Here is an 18604-nt window from a genome sequence, read left to right as displayed (position 1 = left end):
CGGCGCGGCACCCGCCGGGCTGATCGCGGCGACCACGAGGGCGCCGGCGAGGGCGATGGTGAGTGGGATGGAGAGCCTACGGGTGTGGCTCATCAAGCCTCCTTGGGTGTGGAGGTGCACGAGAGCTACCAGATGACCACCCAAGGCAAGGTCATATCAACATACGTCTTTTCAATAACTTACTTGCCCCGTAGGCCCACCGGGTTGCCGTCGGCGTCCTCCAGGACGCACACCCGGGCGCCCGGGGCCACCTCGCGCGGCGCGCTGCGCTCGGTCGCACCGGCGGCGAGCAGCGCGGCCCGGGTCGCGTCGAGGTCGTCGACGTCGGCGTAGGCGACCGGACCGCCGGCGACGTCCTCCTGCGGCGCGAGGCTGATCTCGAAGCCGTCGGCGGCGTAGCCGACGTAGTACGGCTGGTCGGTGTGCGGCGCGCCGTACAGGGCGGTGTAGATCGCCTTCGCGGCGGCCAGATCGGTCACGGGCACGACCACACTGCGGATCGTCGGGCTCATCTGCGGTTCCTCTCGACTGCGGGCGGCCGCCCGGCACATCCACGGCCGCCGGTTCGCCGACGACGTTACGGATCCGCCGGGCCGCGGGTGGGCACAACGCGGGACTCACCGGCTTATCGTGGCGCGCATGGACCGTGATCTCAGGCCCGTCGCGGTCGCCGGTGCGACGGCGGTCCTCTCCTGCGGTCTGCTGGCGGCGGCGGTACCACGGCGCTGGCTGGGCGCCGACGTCGGGCGCGGCGCGGCGTTCTGCGAGGCCGGCCGGGACTGGGTCGTCCGGCAGCCGGCCAACACCTTCAGCAACGCCGGCTTCGTGCTCGCCGGGCTGCTCATCGCCTGGCACGCCGGGACCCGGCCCGACCTGGGCGCGGGCGCCGGCCCGCGCCGGGGCTTCCCACGCCGGGCCACCGCCATGGCCGGCATCGTGGTGCTGCTCGGGCCCGGCAGCGCGGCGATGCACGCGACCCAGTCGGCGCTCGGCGGGCACCTGGACCTGCTGAGCATGTATCTGATCGCCGCGTTCGCCGCCGCCTACGCCGTGATGCGCTGGCGGCGCGCCGGCACCCGCCTCCTCGCCGGGGTGTTCCTGGGCGCGCTCGCCGGCTGCGAGCTCGCCGGGGCGTGGGACGTGGAGGTGCCCGTGGTGATGCACCCGGGCAACGCCGCGTTCGGGCTGCTGCTGCTCACCGCCGCGACCCTCGAGGTCGCCGTCATCCGCCGGCGGGAGACGTCCGTCAGGAGCGGCTACGCGTATGCCTCCTTCGCGGCGATCCTGACCGCGTTCGCCATCTGGAACGCCACGAAGACCTGGCTGTGCGACCCGCACTCGCTGCTGCAGGGCCACGCGGCCTGGCACCTGCTGTGCGCGGTGTCGGCGTATCTGCTCTACCGGTACTACGCCAGCGAGCGACGCTGACGGATCTTGTGGTCGGGCGGGGCGGACGCATATCGTGGCGCTCTAGGGAAACGCTGTTTCCATGAGGAGGCCGCCATGGTCGCGCCCGTTCCTGGTACCGACGCCGACCGCGGAAAGACCGTGCTGGTGGACGCCTTCGCCGGGCGGCCACCGGTAGCGGTCCGGCCCACGGCGACGGCACCGCTGGGGTGGTGGCCGGCGATCTGCGTGGCCCTCGTCGCGTTCGTCGACCGGGTCGAGTACAACCTCCTCGCCGGAGTGGTGCCGCAGATCCAGGCCGAGTTCGGCCTCAGCGACAAGGCGGTCGGGGCGATCCCGACGGCCGGGGCCATCGCCGGGGTGGTGCTGCTGCTGCCGGCGGGCCGGCTCGCGGACACCGGCCGGCGGAACTGGATCATCGCGGCGGTCGTCGGCGTCTGGGCGGTGCTGACCCTCGGCACCGGCCTGGCCGGTTCGTACGCGCTGCTGTTCGGCATCCGGGTGCTGCTCGGCGCGGCCGGCCAGCTGTACAACCCGCCGGCCTCGAGCCTGCTCGCCGACTACTTCCCGCCCGGCGGCCGGGCCCGGGCCTTCGGCCTCGAACGGCTCGGCTACTTCGTCGGGCTGCCGGTCGGGGTGCTGGTCGGCGGGGCCCTCGCGCAGGCGGTCGGCTGGCGGCACGCCTTCCTCGTCGTCGCGGTGCCGGGGGCCGTCATCGCCCTGCTCTGCCTCACGATCCGCGAGCCGGTCCGGGGCCTCGGCGACCGCATCGGCGCCCTCGCGGCCGGCACCGCCGGACCCGCCGAGGTCCGGGCGCCGGCGGTGCGGGTGCCGATGCTGCGGCAGCTGCGGGAGCTCCTCCAGATCCCGACGCTGCGCTCGGTGGTGGCCGGGCTGACCATCATGTTCTTCGGCCTCGGCGGCCTGTTCTTCTGGATGCCGACGTTCTACCAGCGCCAGTTCGGCCTGGAGGAGGCCGCGGCCACCGGGATCGCCGGCGGGGTCGGCGGCATGGGCATCGTGCTCGGCGTCATCGTCGGCGGCCGGTACGGCGACCGCTTCCACGGGCAGCGCAAGGGCTGGCGGATGGTCCTCGCCGGCACGGCGCTGTTCATCGGCGCGCTGGGCCTGGCGGTGGCCGCGCTGGTGCCGGTCCTGCCGGTGCAGATCGCCGGCTACTTCGTCGCCAACGCCGGCTTCTCCGCGGCGATCCCGAACCTGACCGCCGCCAACGCCGACGTGGTCCCCGCGTTCCGGCGCGGCCTCGGCTTCGCCGTCCTCAACGCGGTCGTCACCCTGGGCGGCGCGGCCGGCCCGTTCCTGGTCGGGGTCGCCTCCGACGCGCTCGGCGGCGACAGCGGGGCGGGTTCGCTGCGCGGCGCGTTCACGGTGCTGCTGCTGCCGCTGGGCGTCGGCGCGTGGATCATCCGGCGCGGCGGGCGCACCTTCGACGCCGACATCCAGCGGGCCACCGCCCCCGACGCCACCTGACGGGCGCGTCGGGGGAACCGGGTCCGGTCCTGCCCGGCGGGCGGACGCGGACCCGCCCCGGGGTCGGCGACAGTTGGCTGGCAACACCAACGGGGAGGTCGTCAGATCGTGTCGCACCAGCAGCTGTACCAGCCCGCGCCCGGACCCGGCCCCGCCGGCTATGGCGCCGCGCCCGGATACGGCACCGCGCCCGGATACGGCACCGCGCCTGGATACGGATACGGCACCGCGCCCCAACACGGCACCGCGCCCGGATACGGATACGGCACCGCGCCCCAACACGGCGCCGGGCCGGCGTACGGTTCGTCGCCGGCCACGCTGGTCCACTGGGTGGTGCCGTCCGGGCGGTCGTGGCAGTCCATCACGGCCGGCTATGTGGCGCTGTTCGCGATCTTCATCTGGCCGCTGGGGCCGGTGGCGCTGGGCCTCGGCGCGTGGGCGTTCGCCCAGGCCCGGCACGGCGGCCACGGCCGCGGGCGGGCCACGTTCGCCGTCATCGTCGGCGCGGTCACGACCCTGCTGCTGATCGCCGTGCTGGCCACGTACCTCAAGGGGTAGCCACCAAAGGCACCCGGCCCCGGCAGGTGGCTGTGCGAGGCACACCTGCCGGAGGCCGGGGTTCAGCGCTGCACGCGGGCGCCGCCGCCGCCGACCAGGGCCTCGACCTCTTTGAGGCTCGCCATCGACGTGTCACCCGGGGTCGTCATCGCCAGGGCGCCGTGGGCCGCGCCGTACTCGACCGCGGTGGCGATGCCGCCGTCGCGTTCGAGCAGGCCGAAGATGAGGCCGGAGGCGAAGCTGTCGCCGCCGCCGACCCGGTCGAGGATCTCCAGGCCCGGCCGGTGGGTCGCCTCGGCGAAGTCGCCGTCGGCCCAGGCCACCGCGCCCCAGTCGTTGACGGTGGCGCTGTGCACGGCGCGCAGCGTCGTCGCGACCACCTGGAAGTTCGGGTACTCCTCGACGACCGCCTTGATCATCGACTTGAAGTTGCCGGCGTCGAGGGCGCCCGCGTGGATGTCGGTGTCCGGCACCGCGAACCCGAGGCAGGCCGTGAAGTCCTCCTCGTTGCCGATCATGACGTCGACCAGGCCGGCGAGGCGGCGGTTGACCTCCTGCGCGCGGGTCTGCCCGCCGACCGCCTTCCACAGGCTGGGCCGATAGTTGAGGTCGTAGGAGATGATCGTGCCGTGCCGGCGCGCGGCGGTCATCGCCGCCTCGACGGTCTCCGGCGCCGTCTCGGACAGCGCGGCGTAGATGCCGCCGGTGTGCAGCCAGCGGACCCCGAGCGTGCCGAACAGGTGGTCCCAGTCGACGTCACCGGCGCGCAGCTGGCTGGCCGCGGTGTGGCCGCGGTCGGAGGTGCCGACGGCACCGCGGACGCCGAAGCCGCGCTCGGTGAAGTTGAGCCCGTTGCGGGCGGCCCGGCCGATGCCGTCATACGGGACCCAGCGGATCAGCGAGGTGTCGACGCCGCCCTGCAGGATCAGGTCCTCCAGGAGCCGCCCGACCTCGTTGTCGGCGAAGGCGGTGACGACCGCGGTCCGCAGACCGAAGCAGCGGCGCAGGCCACGGGCCACGTTGTACTCACCGCCGCCCTCCCACGCCTGGAAGGTGCGGGCGGTGCGCACCCGGCCGATGCCCGGGTCCAGCCGCAGCATCACCTCGCCGAGCGAGACGAGGTCGTAGCGGCATTCCTCCTTCGGGCGCAGTCGCAGCGTCATGCGGCCGCCACCTCCACCGCGGCGGCGGCACGGCTGGTCACTTCGTCCCAGCGCTGCGCCGACAGGAGGTCGGGGGCGACGATCCAGCTCGCGCCGACCGCGGCCACGGCGGGCAGTGCGAGGTAGTCCGGCATCACGGCGGGGGTGACGCCGCCGGTGGGGATGAACCGGACCCCACGGAACGGCGCGGCGAGGGCCTTGATCGTCGCTGCCCCGCCGAGCTGCTCGGCCGGGAAGAACTTCACCAGGTCCAGCCCCGCGTCGAGGGCCATCTGGATCTCGGTGGCGGTGGCGACGCCGGGCACGACGAGGACCCCGGCGTCCTGGCACGCGGCGACGACCTTGGGCGCGAAGCCCGGCGTCACCACGAACCGGGCACCGGCGGCGATGGCGCGCTCGGCCTGCTGGGCGGTGAGCACCGTGCCGGCGCCGACGACCAGGTCGTCGCGGCCGGCGAGGGCCTCGATCGCGTCCAGGCCGGCGGCGGTGCGCAGGGTGATCTCGGCCGCCTTCAGGCCGCCCTTCACGAGGGCGTCGCCGAGTGCGTCGGCGTGCCGGGCGTCCTCCAGGACGACCACCGGCAGGACCCGACCTATGGCAAGTTGTTCATTATTTTGAACGTCAGTCACGAGTGTGAACATAGTGGAAGCGCCCGCCGTTCGCTACAGTGGCGCCGTGCAGCAGGACCTCCAGGATTTCCAGCCGGTCAAATCCGCCGGACGCACGCTCGACGTGCTCGAGGTCCTCGCCGACGAGCCGCGGTCCTGGACCCTGGTCGAGCTCGCCCGCGCCCTGGACATCCCCAAGAGCAGCCTGCACGGGCTGATGCGGACCTTGACCGCCCGCGGCTGGGTGCGCGCCGACGAGACCGGCACCCGGTTCCGGCTGGGCATGCGCGCGCTGCGGGTCGGCGCCGCCTACCTCGACGGCGACGACAGCGTCGCGGTGATCTCCGCCGTCCTCGACGAGCTGTCCCGGCGGCTCGGCGAGACCGTGCACCTCGGCCGCATCGACGGCAACCAGATCGTGTACCTCGCCAAACGCGACTCGACCCACCGGCTGCGGCTCTACAGCTCCGTCGGCCGGCGGTTGCCCGCGCACGCGACGGCCCTCGGCAAGGCCCTGCTGGCCCAGCACACCGACGGCGACGTCGACCGGATGCTCGCCTGGCCCCTCGAGCGGCTCACCCCGGGCACCGTCACCGAACGGGGCGACCTGCACCGGGCCCTGGCCGCGGTCCGCGACGCCGGCTACGCGGTGGACCGCGAGGAGAACGCCGAGGGCATCATGTGCTTCGCGATGGCGGTGCCGCTGACCGACCCCGCGACCGACGCCGTCTCCGTGTCGGTGCCGACCAGCCGGATGAGCGCCGACGTCGAGCGGCGCATCGTCGCCGCGCTGACCGACCTGATCCGGCCGCTGGGCCAGGCCCGCAGCATGCTGTCCGCCTGACGGTCCACGTGACACGGACGGGTGCATGGGTTGCCTGGACCTTGCGGGCGGCGGGACACTTCGAAGATGAGCGATGCCACGGCGCCGCCTGAGCTCGGATCCACGCTGCTGACCGACCGGGCGGACGCCGCGTCGGTTGCCGCGCTGCGGGAGCGGGTCGGTCACGTCGCGCGGGACCAGGGCTTCGCCGATCTCGAGGTGACCAAGTTCGTGCTGGTGGTGCACGAGCTGGTGGTCAACGCGATCCGGCACGGCGGCGGCAGCGCGACGGTCGCGATCTGGGCCGAGCCGCCGGGGCTGCGCTGCCGGGTGACCGACGCGGGCCGCGGCATGCCGCCGCACCGGGTCAACCCGCGGCGGGCGCAGCCGGCCGACCGGATCCGCGGTTGGGGGCTGCGGCTGGTGTACCGCATGTGCGCCGAGGTCGAGGTGGTCACCGGCGACGGGGGCACCCGGATCGACATCCTGTTCCCGATCGTCGACGACCGGCCCTGACCACCGGAACCACAACGCCACCAGCACCACGACGCCACCGGCACCGGCACCGGCATGGCCATCGACACCGGCATCGCAAGGCTGCCGGCACCGGGACGTGGGCGGTGCCGGGACGTGGGCGGCGCCGGTCTGTCAGTCGGTGCCGGGACGTGGGCGGTGCCGGGACGTGGGCGGTGGCGGTCTGTCAGTCGCCCGGCGCCGGGAAGCGCTGGGCCAGCCCCAGCGACCCGAACAGCCACCAGGTCGCCTCGTTCGCGGCGTCGATCGTCACCGCGCAACCGGCCGCCGCGGCGACGCCGTGGAAGCGGGTGAGCTCGCCGGCGGCGGTGGTGTCCACGAACCACACCGCGGCCAGGTCGAGCTGGATCGCCACGGGGCGCTGCGCGACGAGCAGGGCACGCAGCCGCCGGATGAGGTCGCCGACGGTGAACGCGTCGAGGTCACCCGCGACGGCCACCCGGACCCGCCCGGACCCCGCCGACGTGACGGCAAGGTCCAGCGGCGAACGCGACGACACCGGATGGCTCATGATCAGCAGTCCTTCCGCCGGACGGCACCCTCGACGCCAACGTGTTCCCCAGCCGCCCCACCGGTGAAACACCTGCCACGATCGGGTGATGGCCGCGGTCAGCGGAGCGGGGGACGGTCAGCGGAGCGGGACGGGTCGTGCCGGTCCGGTCGCGCCGTAGGCGTCCAGCAGGGCCGCGGTCACCGCCTCGACCGTCACGCCGGGGTTGGTGTCCTCGACGGTGCCCACGGTGGCCGGGTCGAAGTCGTAGCCGAGGTGGCCGTAGGCGACGGTCAGCGGCGCGCGGAGCACCGCCGCGCCGGTGACCTGGACGATCGTGCTGAACAGCCAGCCGTCCCGGGTCACCCGCTGGGCGGACCCGACGAGCTTGCGGACGCCGCCGCTGTTGACGCTGTACTCACCGGGGCAGTACTCGCCGGGGACGGCCCCGATCCGGGCGTCGACGCCGAGGCCGGTGAGCACGGCGGCGTGCAGGGCGGCGAACCGGCGGAACCGCGCCAGGGTGCCGCTGGACGCGTCCGGCGTCCGGCACACGTGGTCGATGACGACGCTGCCGCGGTGGTAGGCGGCCAGGCTGCCGCCCTGCGGCCGGACCACGGGGGTGAAGCCGAGCCGCCGGACCGCCTCGGCCGCGGCCGGATACCCGGGCCGCAGGGTGTCCCGGCGGCTGAACGCCGCGGTCGGCCCGGGCGAGTGGATCCGCAGGAACTCCCGCGCCCCGTCCGGTCCGCCATCCTGCCCGCCGCTCAGGCCGTCGCGCAGCAGCGACGGGCCCAGCGCGACGTCGTCCGGTGGGCCGCCGGGCAGCGGGTCCCCGGCGAGCAGCACGACGGTCACAGCCTGGCGATGGCCGAGGCCGGGTCCTCGATCGCGTCCGCGACGCTGCGCATGAACCCGGCGGCGGTGCCGCCGTCGCAGACGCGGTGGTCGAACACGAAGCTCATCTGCGTGATCTTACGGACGCACAGCTGGCCGTCCACGACCCAGGGCCGGTCGATGATCCGGCCGAGGCCGAGGATCGCGACCTGCGGGTGGTTGATGATCGCGGCGCTGCCGTCGACCCGGAACGCGCCGTAGTTGTTGAGCGTGAACGTCCCCGCCGACAGCTCCGCCGGGCTCGTGCGCCCCTCGCGGGCGCTCGCGGTGAGCCGGCGGATCTCCCCGTCGAGCTGCGCGGTGGTCATCGTGTCCGCGCCCACGACGGCGGGGACGACGAGCCCCCGGGCACCCTGCACGGCGATGCCCAGGTCGACCCGGTCGAACTCGACGATCTCCTGCCGTCCGGTGTCGAGGCGCGCGTTGAACACCGGATACTGCCGCAGCCCAGCGACGACGAACCGGGCGACGTACGCGATCAGGCCCGGCCCGGCCGGCGCGCTCGCGCGCAGCTGCCACAGCTTCGTGGCGTCGACGTCGACCCAGACGGTCGCCTCGGGGATCTCGGCCCGGCTGCGGCTCAACGCCGCCGCCACGGCCTTGCGGAACCCGTTGAGCGGCACCCGCCGCTCCCCCGAGGCACCGGGGACGGCGACGGCGCGCTGCACGTCGGACCGGGTGATGACGCCACCGTCGCCGGTCCCGTCGACGGTGCGCAGGTCCACGCCGCTCTCCCGGGCGAGGTTGCGCACCAGCGGCGAGACGACCAGCGGCACCCGTCGCGTCTCCGGATCCGGGAACGCGGGAGCGACCGGGCGGACGTTGCCGCGCGGCCGGCGCCGGCGACCGGCTGTCGCGGCGCCGGCCGAGGTGCCGTAGCCGATGAGCACGTTGCCGGACCCGGCCTGTTCCTCCTCGCGGTAGGTCGCGACGGCCACGGGCTCGCGGTCCACCGCCGCCACCGTCACCAGCGGCCTGCCGACCAGCACGGTGGCGCCGGGCGCGGCGTGCAGCGTCTCGACCCGGCCGGCGAACGGCGACGGCACCTCGACGAGGGACTTCGCGGTCTCCACCTCGACGATGCTCTGGTCCACGGCGACGACGTCGCCCTCGGCGACCAGCCACCGCACGATCTCCGCCTCGGTGAGGCCCTCGCCGAGGTCCGGCAGCAGAAACGTCGCCATCACTGCTCCCACTGCAGGTCGTCGACCGCGTCGAGGATCCGGTCCACGCCCGGCAGCTGGAAGTGTTCGAGCTTCGGCGGCGGATACGGGATGTCGAACCCGCCGACCCGCCGGATCGGTGCGGCGAGGGCGTTGAAGCAGCGCTCCGTGACCCGGGCGACGATCTCGGCGGAGACCCCGGCGAACCCGGCGGCCTCGGCGACGACCACGGCCCGGCCGGTGGAGCGCACCGCCGCGCACACGGTCTCGTCGTCGAACGGCACGATCGAGCGCAGGTCGACCACCTGGAGGCTGCGCCCTTCACGGGCGGCGGCCTCGGCGGCGTCCAGGGCGACCGGAACGGCCGGTCCGTATGCGATCAGCGTGGCATCCGTACCGTGGCGGCGGACGACGGCCGAGCCGATGCCGGGGGCCCGGGACGGCATTTCAACCTCACCCTTGCTCCAGTAGAGCTTCTTGGGCTCCAGGAACACGACCGGGTCCGGTGACGCGATCGCCGCGCGCAGCAACGTGTACGCGTCCGCCGGCGTGGCCGGGGCGAGCACGTGCAGGCCCGGGGTGTGGGCGTAGTAGGCCTCCGAGGAGTCGCAGTGGTGCTCGACGCCGCCGATGCCGCCCGCGTACGGCACGCGGATCACCATCGGCAGCGCGACCCGCCCGCGGGTGCGGTTGCGCATCTTCGCGACGTGGCTGACGATCTGCTCGAACGCCGGGTACGCGAACGCGTCGAACTGCATCTCCACGACGGGACGCATGCCGTTCATGGCCATGCCCACGGCCATGCCGACGATGCCGGACTCGGCCAGGGGCGTGTCGAAGCAGCGGGCCTCGCCGAAGTCGGCGGTGAGGCCGTCGGTGACGCGGAAGACGCCGCCGAGCGCGCCGACGTCCTCGCCGAACACGACGACCGCCGGGTCCTCGGCCATGGCGTCGCGCAGGGCCCGGTTCAGCGCCTGCGCCATCGACAGCGTGCCGCGCTCGGGCTCGGTCTCGACCCGCTTCGCGGGCGACGCGGTCATGGGCTCTGCGACGGCGGTCATCAGCGGGCTCCTTCTCGGCTGAGCTCGTCGGCCACCAGGGCCGCCTGCTCCCGCAGCTGCGGCGTGGGGGTCGCGTAGACGTGTGCGAACAGGTCGGCCGGGTCGGGCTCGACGTCGCGGTTGAGGCCGTCGCGCAGGTGGGTGGCGACGCGTTCGGCCTCGGCGGCGAAGTCCTGCAACTGCTCGGGGCCGATCAGGCCGCGGTCGAGCAGGTGGGTCCGCAGCCGGGTGATCGGGTCCCGTTCGACCCACGCGGCGACCTCGGCGTCGTCGCGGTAGCGGGTGGCGTCGTCGGCGTTGGTGTGCGCCTGCATCCGATACGTGAGCGCCTCGACCAGCTGCGGGCCGCCGCCGGCGCGGGCCCGGGCGACGGCGGCGCCGAGGACGGCGAGCAGCGCGGCCATGTCGTTGCCGTCGACGCGTTCGCCGGGCACGCCGTAGCCGACGCCCTTGTGCGCCAGGGACGGCGCCGCGGTCTGCCGGGACAGCGGGACGCTGATGGCGTAACCATTGTTCTGGATGAAGAACACGACCGGGGCGTGGAAGACGGCGGCGAAGTTCAGCGCCTCGTGGAAGTCGCCCTCGCTGGTGCCGCCGTCGCCGCACATGGCCATGACGACGGTCGGCTCACCCCGCAGGGTGGCCGCGTGCGCGACCCCGACCGCGTGCGGCAGCTGGGTGGCCAGGGGCGTGGCGTGCGGCGCGACGTGATGCTCGTGCGGGTCGTAGCCGCAGTGCCAGTCGCCCTTGAGCAGGCTCAGCGCCTCGACGGGGTCGACGCCCCGGCCGACGGCGGCGACCGTGTCCCGGTAGGTCGGGAACAGCCAGTCGCCCTCGTCGAGGACCTGGGCCGCGGCGACCTGGCAGGCCTCCTGCCCGTGCGAGGACGGGTACACCGCCAGCCGTCCCTGCCGCACGAGCGCGTACGCCTGGTCGTTGAGCCGCCGCGCGGTGAGCAGCGCCCCGAGCGCCTTGACGAGTGCCGCGTCGTCCGGCGCGGGGTACGCCGTGCCGTCGGCGCCCTTGATGGCCCGTCCGTCGGCGTCGATCAGGGCCACCGGCTCCGCGGCCGGCAGCAGGTGACTCGGGTCACGCGTCATGCCGCAATCCTGGGCCTCGCGCCATTCGCGTTCCAGTTCCCGGCGAAGAACGAGAAGATGGAGGCCCGGAGCCCACCGTACGATGCCAAACGTCCAAACCTAGGCTTCGTTCAGGAAGGGGGCCGAGACAGGTGGCCGCCCCGCTCGACGACATCGACCGCCGGATCCTCGTGGAGCTCAGCCGGGACGGCCGCATGTCGATGCGCACCCTGGCCGAACTGCTGCACATCTCCCGCGCCAACGCCTACGCCCGGGTGCAGCGCCTGCGGGACACGGACGTCATCCGTGGCTTCCGCGCCGACGTCGACCACGTGGCCGCCGGGATGGGCACGTCGGCGTACGTGACGGTCAACCTGCGCCAGGCCGAGTGGCGGGTGGTCGGCGAGCAGCTGCGGGCCCTGCCGGGGGTCGTGCACATCGCCCTCGTCGGCGGCGAGTTCGACGTGATCCTGCTGGTGCGCGCCAAGGACAACGCCGACCTGCGCCGCCTCGTCCTGGACGTCATCCAGGGCATGCCGGGCGTGGTGAGCACCCGCACCCTGCTGGTCTTCGAGGAGTTCGAGCCACCGACGGCCGCGTCGATGTGGGAGTCCCGCTGACCGTGCTGTCGGCGATCCCGCCGCACCGGCTCAGCTCGTACGGGTGCCAGGTTCGTGCCGGCTCGGCCGTTGCGTGGCGCGGGCCGCTCAACGGGTCGGCGGAAGTGGCCGTCCGGGCGATCTTGCAGCGATGGTCGACTGTCGACAATTGACGGGCGACATTCCCGTCGCTGCGCGTGCCCAGAAGAGGGAGACCATGAAGGTCCTGCACGTCATCGCCTCACCCCGCAGCGACAAGTCGAACACCCTGCAGGTGTCCCAGCAGTTCCTCGACGAGCTCGGCCGGCACGCGCCGGATCTTGAGGTCGAGGTCGTCGACCTGTTCAACCGGGATCTGCCGGCGCTCGCCGGGAACAACATCGAGACCAAGTACACGCTCAACCAGGGGCAGCCGATCGGGCGCGAGCACGTCGAGTCGTGGCGGCAGATCGAGCAGCTCATCGCGCGGTTCCTGGCGGCGGACGCCTACCTGATCTCCACCCCGATGTGGAACCTGAGCATCCCGTACACGCTGAAGTACTACATCGACTGCATCGTGCAGCCCGGCTACCTGTTCCGGTTCAACGACCTGGGCTACCCGGAGCCGCTCGTGCACGGCAAGCGGATGGTCTGCGTCACCGCGCGGGGCAGCGACTACTCGCCCGCCGGGCCGCTGCACGCGCTCGACTTCCAGGAGCCCTACCTGCGGTCCATCTTCGGGTTCGTCGGGATCACCGACATCGACTTCATCTACGCACAGCCGACCGACGTCTCGGCGCTGCGCGAGTCGGCGATGACCACCGCGATCAGCCGGGCGCAGCACCTGGCACCGGCGTTCGCGGCGCCACCCGTACACCTGCCGCACCAATGACACGAGAACCTTCGGTTACCACAGGGTGACGCCGGTCACTCCTGAAATGGCGGATGGCGCAGACCTCTTTTGTAGGATCCCAACAACTCGACGGCACCGGGTTACGTGATCGGCACAGTGGCGTACTCGGCGGTAATCACGCAGGGTGGAACAAGGTGCAGGCGACGCTCCGGAACCCGGGACGTCGCCTGCTGTTTGTCGGCGACGCCGCTCCGCGGCGCGGGCCGTTGGTTCTTGGGAGGCTCAACCGGTGTTCAGTCGTGTCGCCATCGTCAACCGCGGAGAGGCCGCGATGCGGCTCATCCATGCCGTCCGGGATCTGTCGGCCGAGACCGGGACGCGGATCGAGACGGTCGCTCTCTTCACGGACGCCGACCGGACCGCGACGTTCGTCCGGGAGGCGGACATCGCCTACCCGCTGGGACCCGCCTCGGCCCGGCCCTACCTGGACCACGCCGTCCTGGAGCAGGCCCTGGTGCGCACCGGCGCGGACGCCGCCTGGGTCGGCTGGGGGTTCGTCGCGGAGGACCCGACGTTCGCGGAGCTGTGCGACAAGCTCGGCGTGACGTTCGTCGGACCGAGCGCGGAGGCGATGCGCAAGCTCGGTGACAAGATCGGCTCGAAGTTGATGGCCGAGGAGGTCGGTGTACCGGTAGCGCCGTGGAGCCGCGGCGCGGTCGCCACCCTCGACGACGCGCTGCGGGCCGGCGAGGAGATCGGCTACCCGCTGATGCTCAAGGCGACCGCCGGCGGCGGCGGGCGCGGCATCCGCATGGTGGCCTCCGCCGCGGACCTGACCGACGCGTATGAGCGCACCAGCCAGGAGGCGCTGCGCGCCTTCGGCTCCGGCGTCGTGTTCCTGGAGCGCCTGGTCACCGGCGCCCGGCACGTCGAGGTCCAGGTCATCGCCGACGGCCAGGGCACCGCGTGGGCGCTCGGCGTGCGCGACTGCTCCGTGCAGCGGCGCAACCAGAAGATCATCGAGGAGTCGGCGTCGCCGGTCCTTTCCCCGGATCAGACCGCGGAGCTCAAGGCGTCCGCGGAGCGGCTCGCCGTCGCCGTCGGATACCGCGGCGCCTGCACCGTCGAGTTCCTGTACCACCCCGGCGAGCGGCTGTTCGCGTTCCTCGAGGTCAACACCCGGCTGCAGGTCGAGCACCCGATCACCGAGATCACCACCGGCACCGACCTGGTCAAGCTGCAGCTGCACGTCGCGGGCGGCGGCCGCCTCGAGGGCCCGCAGCCGGTCGAGATCGGCCACGCCGTCGAGGCGCGGCTCAACGCCGAGGACCCCGACCGCGACTTCGCGCCGTCCCCCGGCCGCATCGCCCGCCTCGCCCTGCCCGCCGGGCCCGGCATCCGGGTCGACACCGGCGTCAGCGAGGGCGACACCATCCCCGCCGACTTCGACTCGATGATCGCGAAGATCATCGCGTACGGCCGCGACCGCACCGAGGCCCTGGGCCGGCTGCGCCGGGCGATGGCCGAGACGACCGTCATCATCGAGGGCGGCACGACGAACAAGAGCTTCGTGCTCGACCTGCTCGACCAGCCCGAGGTGATCGACGCCAGCGCCGACACCGGCTGGATCGACCGGGTCCGCGCCGAGGGCCGCCTCGTCAGCCACCGCCACTCCGCGATCGCCCTGGCCGCCGCCGCGATCGAGGCCTACCAGGACGAGGAGGAGATCAGCCGGCACCGGCTGCTGTCCACCGCGCACGGCGGGCGGCCCCAGGTCCAGCACGAGACCGGCCGCCCCCTCGACCTGAAGCTGCGCGGCGCCGGCTACCGGGTCAGCGTCGCCCGCACCGGGCCGAAGCGCTACCGCGTCGGCGTCTCCGGCGGCGGCGACGTGCACCCCGTCGACGTCGAGATCGAACGCTTCGACGAGCACAGCGGCCGGATCGTGGTCAACGGCCACCGCTTCCGCCTCGTGACGGCCACGCACGGCCCGATCCACCTGGTCGAGGTCGACGGCACCACCCACCGGATCAGCCGCGACGAGGGCGGCGTCGTGCGCTCCCCCGCGCCGGCCCTGGTCGTGGCGACGCCGCTGACCGTCGGCGACGAGGTCGAGGCCGGCGCGCCGATCCTCGTGCTGGAGAGCATGAAGATGGAGACGGTGCTGCGCGCGCCGTTCCGCGCCCGGGTCCGCGAGTGCCCGGTGTCCGTCGGCAGCCAGGTCGAGACCGGCGCGCCGCTGATGCGCCTGGAACCCCTCGCCGACTCCTCGGATGTCGCCGCCACCGCCGAGGTCGCCGAGATCGCCGAGATCGAGCTGCCGCCGGAGCCGGTCGACGTGTCCGCGGCCGACCGGGTCGAGCGCGGCCTGCAGGACCTGTGCAGCCTGCTGCTCGGCTTCGACGTCGACCCGCAGGACGGCCGGCGCCTGCTGTCGGGCTACCTGGCCGCCCGGGCCGAGCTCGGCGGCCGTCCCCTGGAAGGCGAGCTGAACCTGCTGACCGTGTTCGCGGACCTGTCGGAGCTGAGCCGCAACAAGCCCGGCGGCGAGTTCGACGACGAGCCCGGCAGCCCGGTGCACAGCCCGCGCGAGTTCTTCCACAGCTACCTGCAGAGCCTCGACGTGGAGCGGGCCGGCCTGCCCGAAGGGTTCCAGGCCAAGCTGCGCAAGGCGTTGGCGCACTACGGCGTCACCGAACTGGACCGCACCCCGGAGCTGGAGTCCGCGGTGTTCCGCATCTTCCTGGCCCAGCAGCGGATGTCCACCGACGTCGCGGTCGTGTCGGAGCTGCTGCGCCAGTGGCTGGCCGGGCTGCCGCCCCTCGAGTCGCTCAGCGAGCGCGCCGGCCTCACCCTCGAGCACCTCGTCGAGGCCACCCAGGTCCGCTTCCCCGCGGTGTCGGACCTGGCCCGCGGCGTGGTGTTCCGCTGGTTCGCCCAGCCGCTGCTGCGCCGCAACCGGGCCAAGGTCTACGCCGCGGTCCGCGAGGACCTGCACCACCTGGACGACAACCCGGACGCGCCCGACCGGGCCGAGCGGATCCAGGCGATGGTGGCCAGCGCCGAGCCCCTGGTCCGGCTGATCGGCCAGCGGATCGGCCGGCCCGGCCGCGACCACGCGCCACTGCTGGAGGTCCTGACCCGGCGCTACTACGGCAACCGCGCGCTGTCCGACGTGCAGCTGCGGGAGGTGGCCGGCTGCCGGTTCGTCACCGCCGACCGCACCGACTCCTCCGGCGTGGTCCGCATCGTCACCACCGCCGTCGACATCGCCGCCCTGCCGCACGCCCTCGGCGCGGTCACCGAGCTGGCGCTCGGAATCGCCGACAACGGGCTCGTCGCCGACCTGTACGTGACGTGGGAGGACCAGCCGGACGCCGACGCGATGGCGGTGCGGCTCGGCGAGCTGCTCGCCGAGCAGGCGCTGCCGGCCGGGGTGCGCCGGATCACCACCACCGTCGCCGGCACCAGCGGCGCCGTGATGCACCACCACTTCACGTTCCGGCCGTCCGGCTCTTTGTTCATTGAAGATCGGCTCATCCGCGGGCTGCACCCGCAGATCGCGCAGCGGCTGCAGCTGCACCGGCTGCGCGAGTTCGACCTCACCCGGCTGCCGTCGGCGGACGAGGAGGTCTACCTGTTCAAGGCCGTCGCCCGCAGCAACCCGTCCGACGAGCGGCTCATCGCGATGGGGCAGGTCCGCGACCTGACCCCGCTGCGCGAGGCCGACGGCCGGCTCGTCGCACTGCCCGCCGTCGAGGACGCGATCACCGCCGGCCTCGACGCGATCCGCAACATCCAGGCACAGCGCCCGCAGAACAAGCGGTTCGACACGAACCGGATCCTCATGTACGTCTGGCCGTCCACCGAACTGACCGGCGACGAGCTCAACGCCCTCGTCCAGCGCATCCTGCCGACGACCGCGGGCGCCGGCCTCGAAGAGGTCCAGTTCATCGCCCGGCAGCGCAACTCGGCCGGCGACCTCAGCGAGGTCGCCGTGCGGATCACCTTCGACCCCGGCCACGGCGTGCAGCTGTTCGTCGACAAGCCGTCGACGGAGCCGCTGCAGCCCCTGGACGACTACCGGCAGAAGGTGCTGCGCGCGGCCCGCCGCGGCAACGTGTACCCCTACGAGCTGACCGACCTCCTCGGCACGTTCGTCGAGCACGACCTGGTCGACGGCGTCCTCGTGCCCGTCGACCGGCCGAAGGGCCGCAACACCGCCGCGATCGTCGCCGGCGTCGTCACCACCCCCACCGAGCGGCACCCCGAGGGCATCACCCGCGTCGTGCTCCTCGGCGACCCGACGAAGGCCCTCGGCGCCCTCGCCGAGCCCGAGTGCTCCCGCGTGATCGCCGCGCTCGACCTCGCCGCTTCCATGCGGGTGCCGCTGGAGTGGTTCGCCCTGTCCGCCGGCGCGAAGATCTCGATGAGCTCCGGCACCGAGAACATGGACTGGGTCGCCGCCGCCCTCAAGCGGATCGTCACCTTCACCCAGGACGGCGGCGAGATCAACATCGTGGTCGCCGGGATCAACGTCGGCGCCCAGCCGTACTGGAACGCCGAGGCGACGATGCTCATGCACACCAAGGGCATCCTCGTCATGACCCCGGACTCGGCGATGGTGCTCACCGGCAAGCAGTCCCTGGACTTCTCCGGCGGCGTGTCCGCCGAGGACAACTACGGCATCGGCGGCTACGACCGCGTCATGGGCCCGAACGGCCAGGCGCAGTACTGGGCGCCGCACCTGCCGGCGGCCCGCGACGTGCTGATGGCACACTACGACCACACGTACGTCGTCCCGGGTGAGACCGGTCCCCGCAGGGCTGTTACCACTGATGGTGTTGATCGGGACGTTTCGGACTTCCCGCACGTGCTTGCCGGCAGCGACTTCACCACCGTCGGGCAGATCTTCTCCGCGGCGCACAACCCCGACCGCAAGAAGCCCTTCGACATCCGCACCGTGATGCGCGCCCTGTCCGACCAGGACCACCCCGTCCTGGAACGCTGGGCCGGCATGGCCGACGCCGAGACCTCCGCCGTGCAGGACGTCCACATCGGCGGCTGGCCCGTCTGCCTCATCGGCATCGAGTCCCGATCGGTGCCGCGGCGCGGTTTCCCGCCTACTGACGGGCCCGACACGTACACCGCCGGCACCCTCTTCCCGCGCTCCTCGAAGAAGACCGCGCGGGCCATCAACGCCGCCTCCGGCAACCGTCCCCTCGTCGTCCTGGCGAACCTCTCCGGGTTCGACGGCTCCCCCGAGTCGATGCGCAAACTGCAGCTGGAGTACGGCGCCGAGATCGGCCGGGCCATCGTCAACTTCGAGGGCCCGATCGTCTTCTGCGTCATCTCCCGCTACCACGGCGGCGCGTTCGTGGTCTTCTCCAAGGCGCTGAACCCGAACATGACGGTCCTCGCCCTCGAAGGCTCGTTCGCCTCCGTGCTCGGCGGCGCCCCGGCCGCGGCCGTGGTCTTCACCGGCGACGTGAACAACCGCACCGCCACCGACCCACGCGTGACGGACCTGCAGGCCCGCATCACCGCGGCCAGCGGCGCCGAGCGGGCCGCGCTCAACGCCCAACTGGCCGAGGTGCACTCCGCCGTGCGCGCGGAGAAACTCGGCGAGGTGGCCGCCGAGTTCGACCGCGTCCACAACATCCAGCGGGCCGTCACCGTCGGCTCCGTGGACGCGATCATCAGCGCCGCGGAGCTGCGCCCCCGCATCATCGAGGCGATCGAGCACGGCCTGAAGCGCTGACCCACCGCACGGTGCGATGCCGTCCCGTCTGCGACGGGCCGGCATCGCTCCTGGGGCACCCGGCAGGCCGGCATTTGCTCCTGGGCGGCCTGGGTGGATCGCGCGGTGCTCCTGGGCGGCCTGGGTGGATCGCGCGGC

Annotated in this window: 16 protein-coding genes; 8 read left to right on the top strand and 8 right to left on the bottom strand. The window is 73.1% G+C overall.

Annotation, left to right across the window (positions count from 1 at the left end; translation table 11 throughout):
* Positions 1 to 179 precede the first annotated feature (179 nt).
* The gene (locus tag Dsi01nite_RS05550; protein WP_203844927.1) at positions 180 to 512 is read right to left on the bottom strand and encodes a VOC family protein; all 333 of its coding nucleotides are present in this window, start codon (positions 510 to 512) and stop codon (positions 180 to 182) included.
* Positions 513 to 639: 127 nt separating this feature from the next.
* Between Dsi01nite_RS05550 and Dsi01nite_RS05545 the strand changes: the two genes are divergently transcribed.
* From Dsi01nite_RS05545 to Dsi01nite_RS05535, 3 genes are all read left to right on the top strand, one after another.
* A complete protein-coding gene (locus Dsi01nite_RS05545; protein WP_239135709.1) occupies positions 640 to 1428 on the top strand; it encodes a ceramidase domain-containing protein in 789 nt (262 codons plus the stop codon).
* Positions 1429 to 1503: 75 nt separating this feature from the next.
* Complete coding sequence (locus tag Dsi01nite_RS05540) at positions 1504 to 2898, top strand: MFS transporter (protein WP_203844925.1); 1395 nt, start codon at positions 1504 to 1506, stop codon at positions 2896 to 2898.
* A 108-nt stretch (positions 2899 to 3006) separates the two neighbouring features.
* Entirely contained in the window at positions 3007 to 3456 is a 450-nt protein-coding gene (locus Dsi01nite_RS05535) for a hypothetical protein (protein WP_203844924.1), read from the top strand.
* A 62-nt stretch (positions 3457 to 3518) separates the two neighbouring features.
* Here Dsi01nite_RS05535 and Dsi01nite_RS05530 read toward each other — a convergent pair whose 3' ends face one another.
* Both Dsi01nite_RS05530 and Dsi01nite_RS05525 read right to left on the bottom strand, forming a co-directional pair.
* Positions 3519 to 4619 (bottom strand): sugar kinase, encoded by a 1101-nt coding sequence (locus Dsi01nite_RS05530; RefSeq protein WP_203844923.1) that lies wholly within the window; start codon positions 4617 to 4619, stop codon positions 3519 to 3521.
* Positions 4616 to 5260 (bottom strand): bifunctional 4-hydroxy-2-oxoglutarate aldolase/2-dehydro-3-deoxy-phosphogluconate aldolase, encoded by a 645-nt coding sequence (locus Dsi01nite_RS05525; protein WP_203844922.1) that lies wholly within the window; start codon positions 5258 to 5260, stop codon positions 4616 to 4618. Before Dsi01nite_RS05525 ends, Dsi01nite_RS05530 begins: the two co-directional genes overlap by 4 nt.
* Before the next feature lie 34 nt (positions 5261 to 5294).
* On the opposite strand from Dsi01nite_RS05525, the gene Dsi01nite_RS05520 reads away from it, so the two are divergent.
* Together Dsi01nite_RS05520 and Dsi01nite_RS05515 are read left to right on the top strand one after the other, a co-directional pair.
* Entirely contained in the window at positions 5295 to 6071 is a 777-nt protein-coding gene (locus Dsi01nite_RS05520) for an IclR family transcriptional regulator (protein WP_203844921.1), read from the top strand.
* 66 nt (positions 6072 to 6137) lie between these two features.
* Positions 6138 to 6566: an ATP-binding protein gene (locus Dsi01nite_RS05515; RefSeq protein WP_203844920.1), complete on the top strand. Its 429-nt coding sequence runs from the start codon at positions 6138 to 6140 to the stop codon at positions 6564 to 6566.
* Positions 6567 to 6750: 184 nt separating this feature from the next.
* Here the strand turns inward: Dsi01nite_RS05515 and Dsi01nite_RS05510 are convergent, their stop codons facing one another.
* The 5 genes from Dsi01nite_RS05510 to pdhA all read right to left on the bottom strand — a co-directional run bounded on the left by Dsi01nite_RS05510 (position 6751) and on the right by pdhA (position 11295).
* On the bottom strand, positions 6751 to 7095 hold the full coding sequence (locus tag Dsi01nite_RS05510) for an STAS domain-containing protein (RefSeq protein ID WP_203844919.1): 345 nt from the start codon (positions 7093 to 7095) through the stop codon (positions 6751 to 6753).
* A gap of 117 nt (positions 7096 to 7212) precedes the next feature.
* Positions 7213 to 7932 (bottom strand): lipoyl protein ligase domain-containing protein, encoded by a 720-nt coding sequence (locus Dsi01nite_RS05505; protein ID WP_203844918.1) that lies wholly within the window; start codon positions 7930 to 7932, stop codon positions 7213 to 7215.
* A complete protein-coding gene (locus tag Dsi01nite_RS05500; protein WP_203844917.1) occupies positions 7929 to 9155 on the bottom strand; it encodes a dihydrolipoamide acetyltransferase family protein in 1227 nt (408 codons plus the stop codon). Before Dsi01nite_RS05500 ends, Dsi01nite_RS05505 begins: the two co-directional genes overlap by 4 nt.
* Positions 9155 to 10174: an alpha-ketoacid dehydrogenase subunit beta gene (locus Dsi01nite_RS05495; protein WP_203844936.1), complete on the bottom strand. Its 1020-nt coding sequence runs from the start codon at positions 10172 to 10174 to the stop codon at positions 9155 to 9157. Before Dsi01nite_RS05495 ends, Dsi01nite_RS05500 begins: the two co-directional genes overlap by 1 nt.
* A 20-nt stretch (positions 10175 to 10194) precedes the next feature.
* Complete coding sequence (pdhA, locus tag Dsi01nite_RS05490) at positions 10195 to 11295, bottom strand: pyruvate dehydrogenase (acetyl-transferring) E1 component subunit alpha (protein ID WP_203844916.1); 1101 nt, start codon at positions 11293 to 11295, stop codon at positions 10195 to 10197.
* A gap of 131 nt (positions 11296 to 11426) precedes the next feature.
* Here pdhA and Dsi01nite_RS05485 point away from each other — a divergent pair, with 131 nt between their 5' ends.
* The 3 genes from Dsi01nite_RS05485 (at position 11427) to Dsi01nite_RS05475 (ending at position 18466) form a co-directional block, all read left to right on the top strand.
* The gene (locus Dsi01nite_RS05485; protein ID WP_203844915.1) at positions 11427 to 11894 is read left to right on the top strand and encodes an Lrp/AsnC family transcriptional regulator; all 468 of its coding nucleotides are present in this window, start codon (positions 11427 to 11429) and stop codon (positions 11892 to 11894) included.
* A 196-nt stretch (positions 11895 to 12090) separates the two neighbouring features.
* Positions 12091 to 12744, top strand: coding sequence for an FMN-dependent NADH-azoreductase (locus Dsi01nite_RS05480; protein WP_239135707.1), 654 nt, complete (start codon positions 12091 to 12093; stop codon positions 12742 to 12744).
* Between the two features lie 250 nt (positions 12745 to 12994).
* Positions 12995 to 18466, top strand: coding sequence for an ATP-binding protein (locus Dsi01nite_RS05475; RefSeq protein ID WP_203844913.1), 5472 nt, complete (start codon positions 12995 to 12997; stop codon positions 18464 to 18466).
* Positions 18467 to 18604 lie beyond the last annotated feature (138 nt).

It is taken from the genome of Dactylosporangium siamense, from assembly GCF_016862795.1.
Lineage (GTDB): Bacteria > Actinomycetota > Actinomycetes > Mycobacteriales > Micromonosporaceae > Dactylosporangium > Dactylosporangium siamense.
Note: the sequence above shows the minus strand (reverse complement) of the source record. Positions and strands in the feature narration are given on the sequence as shown.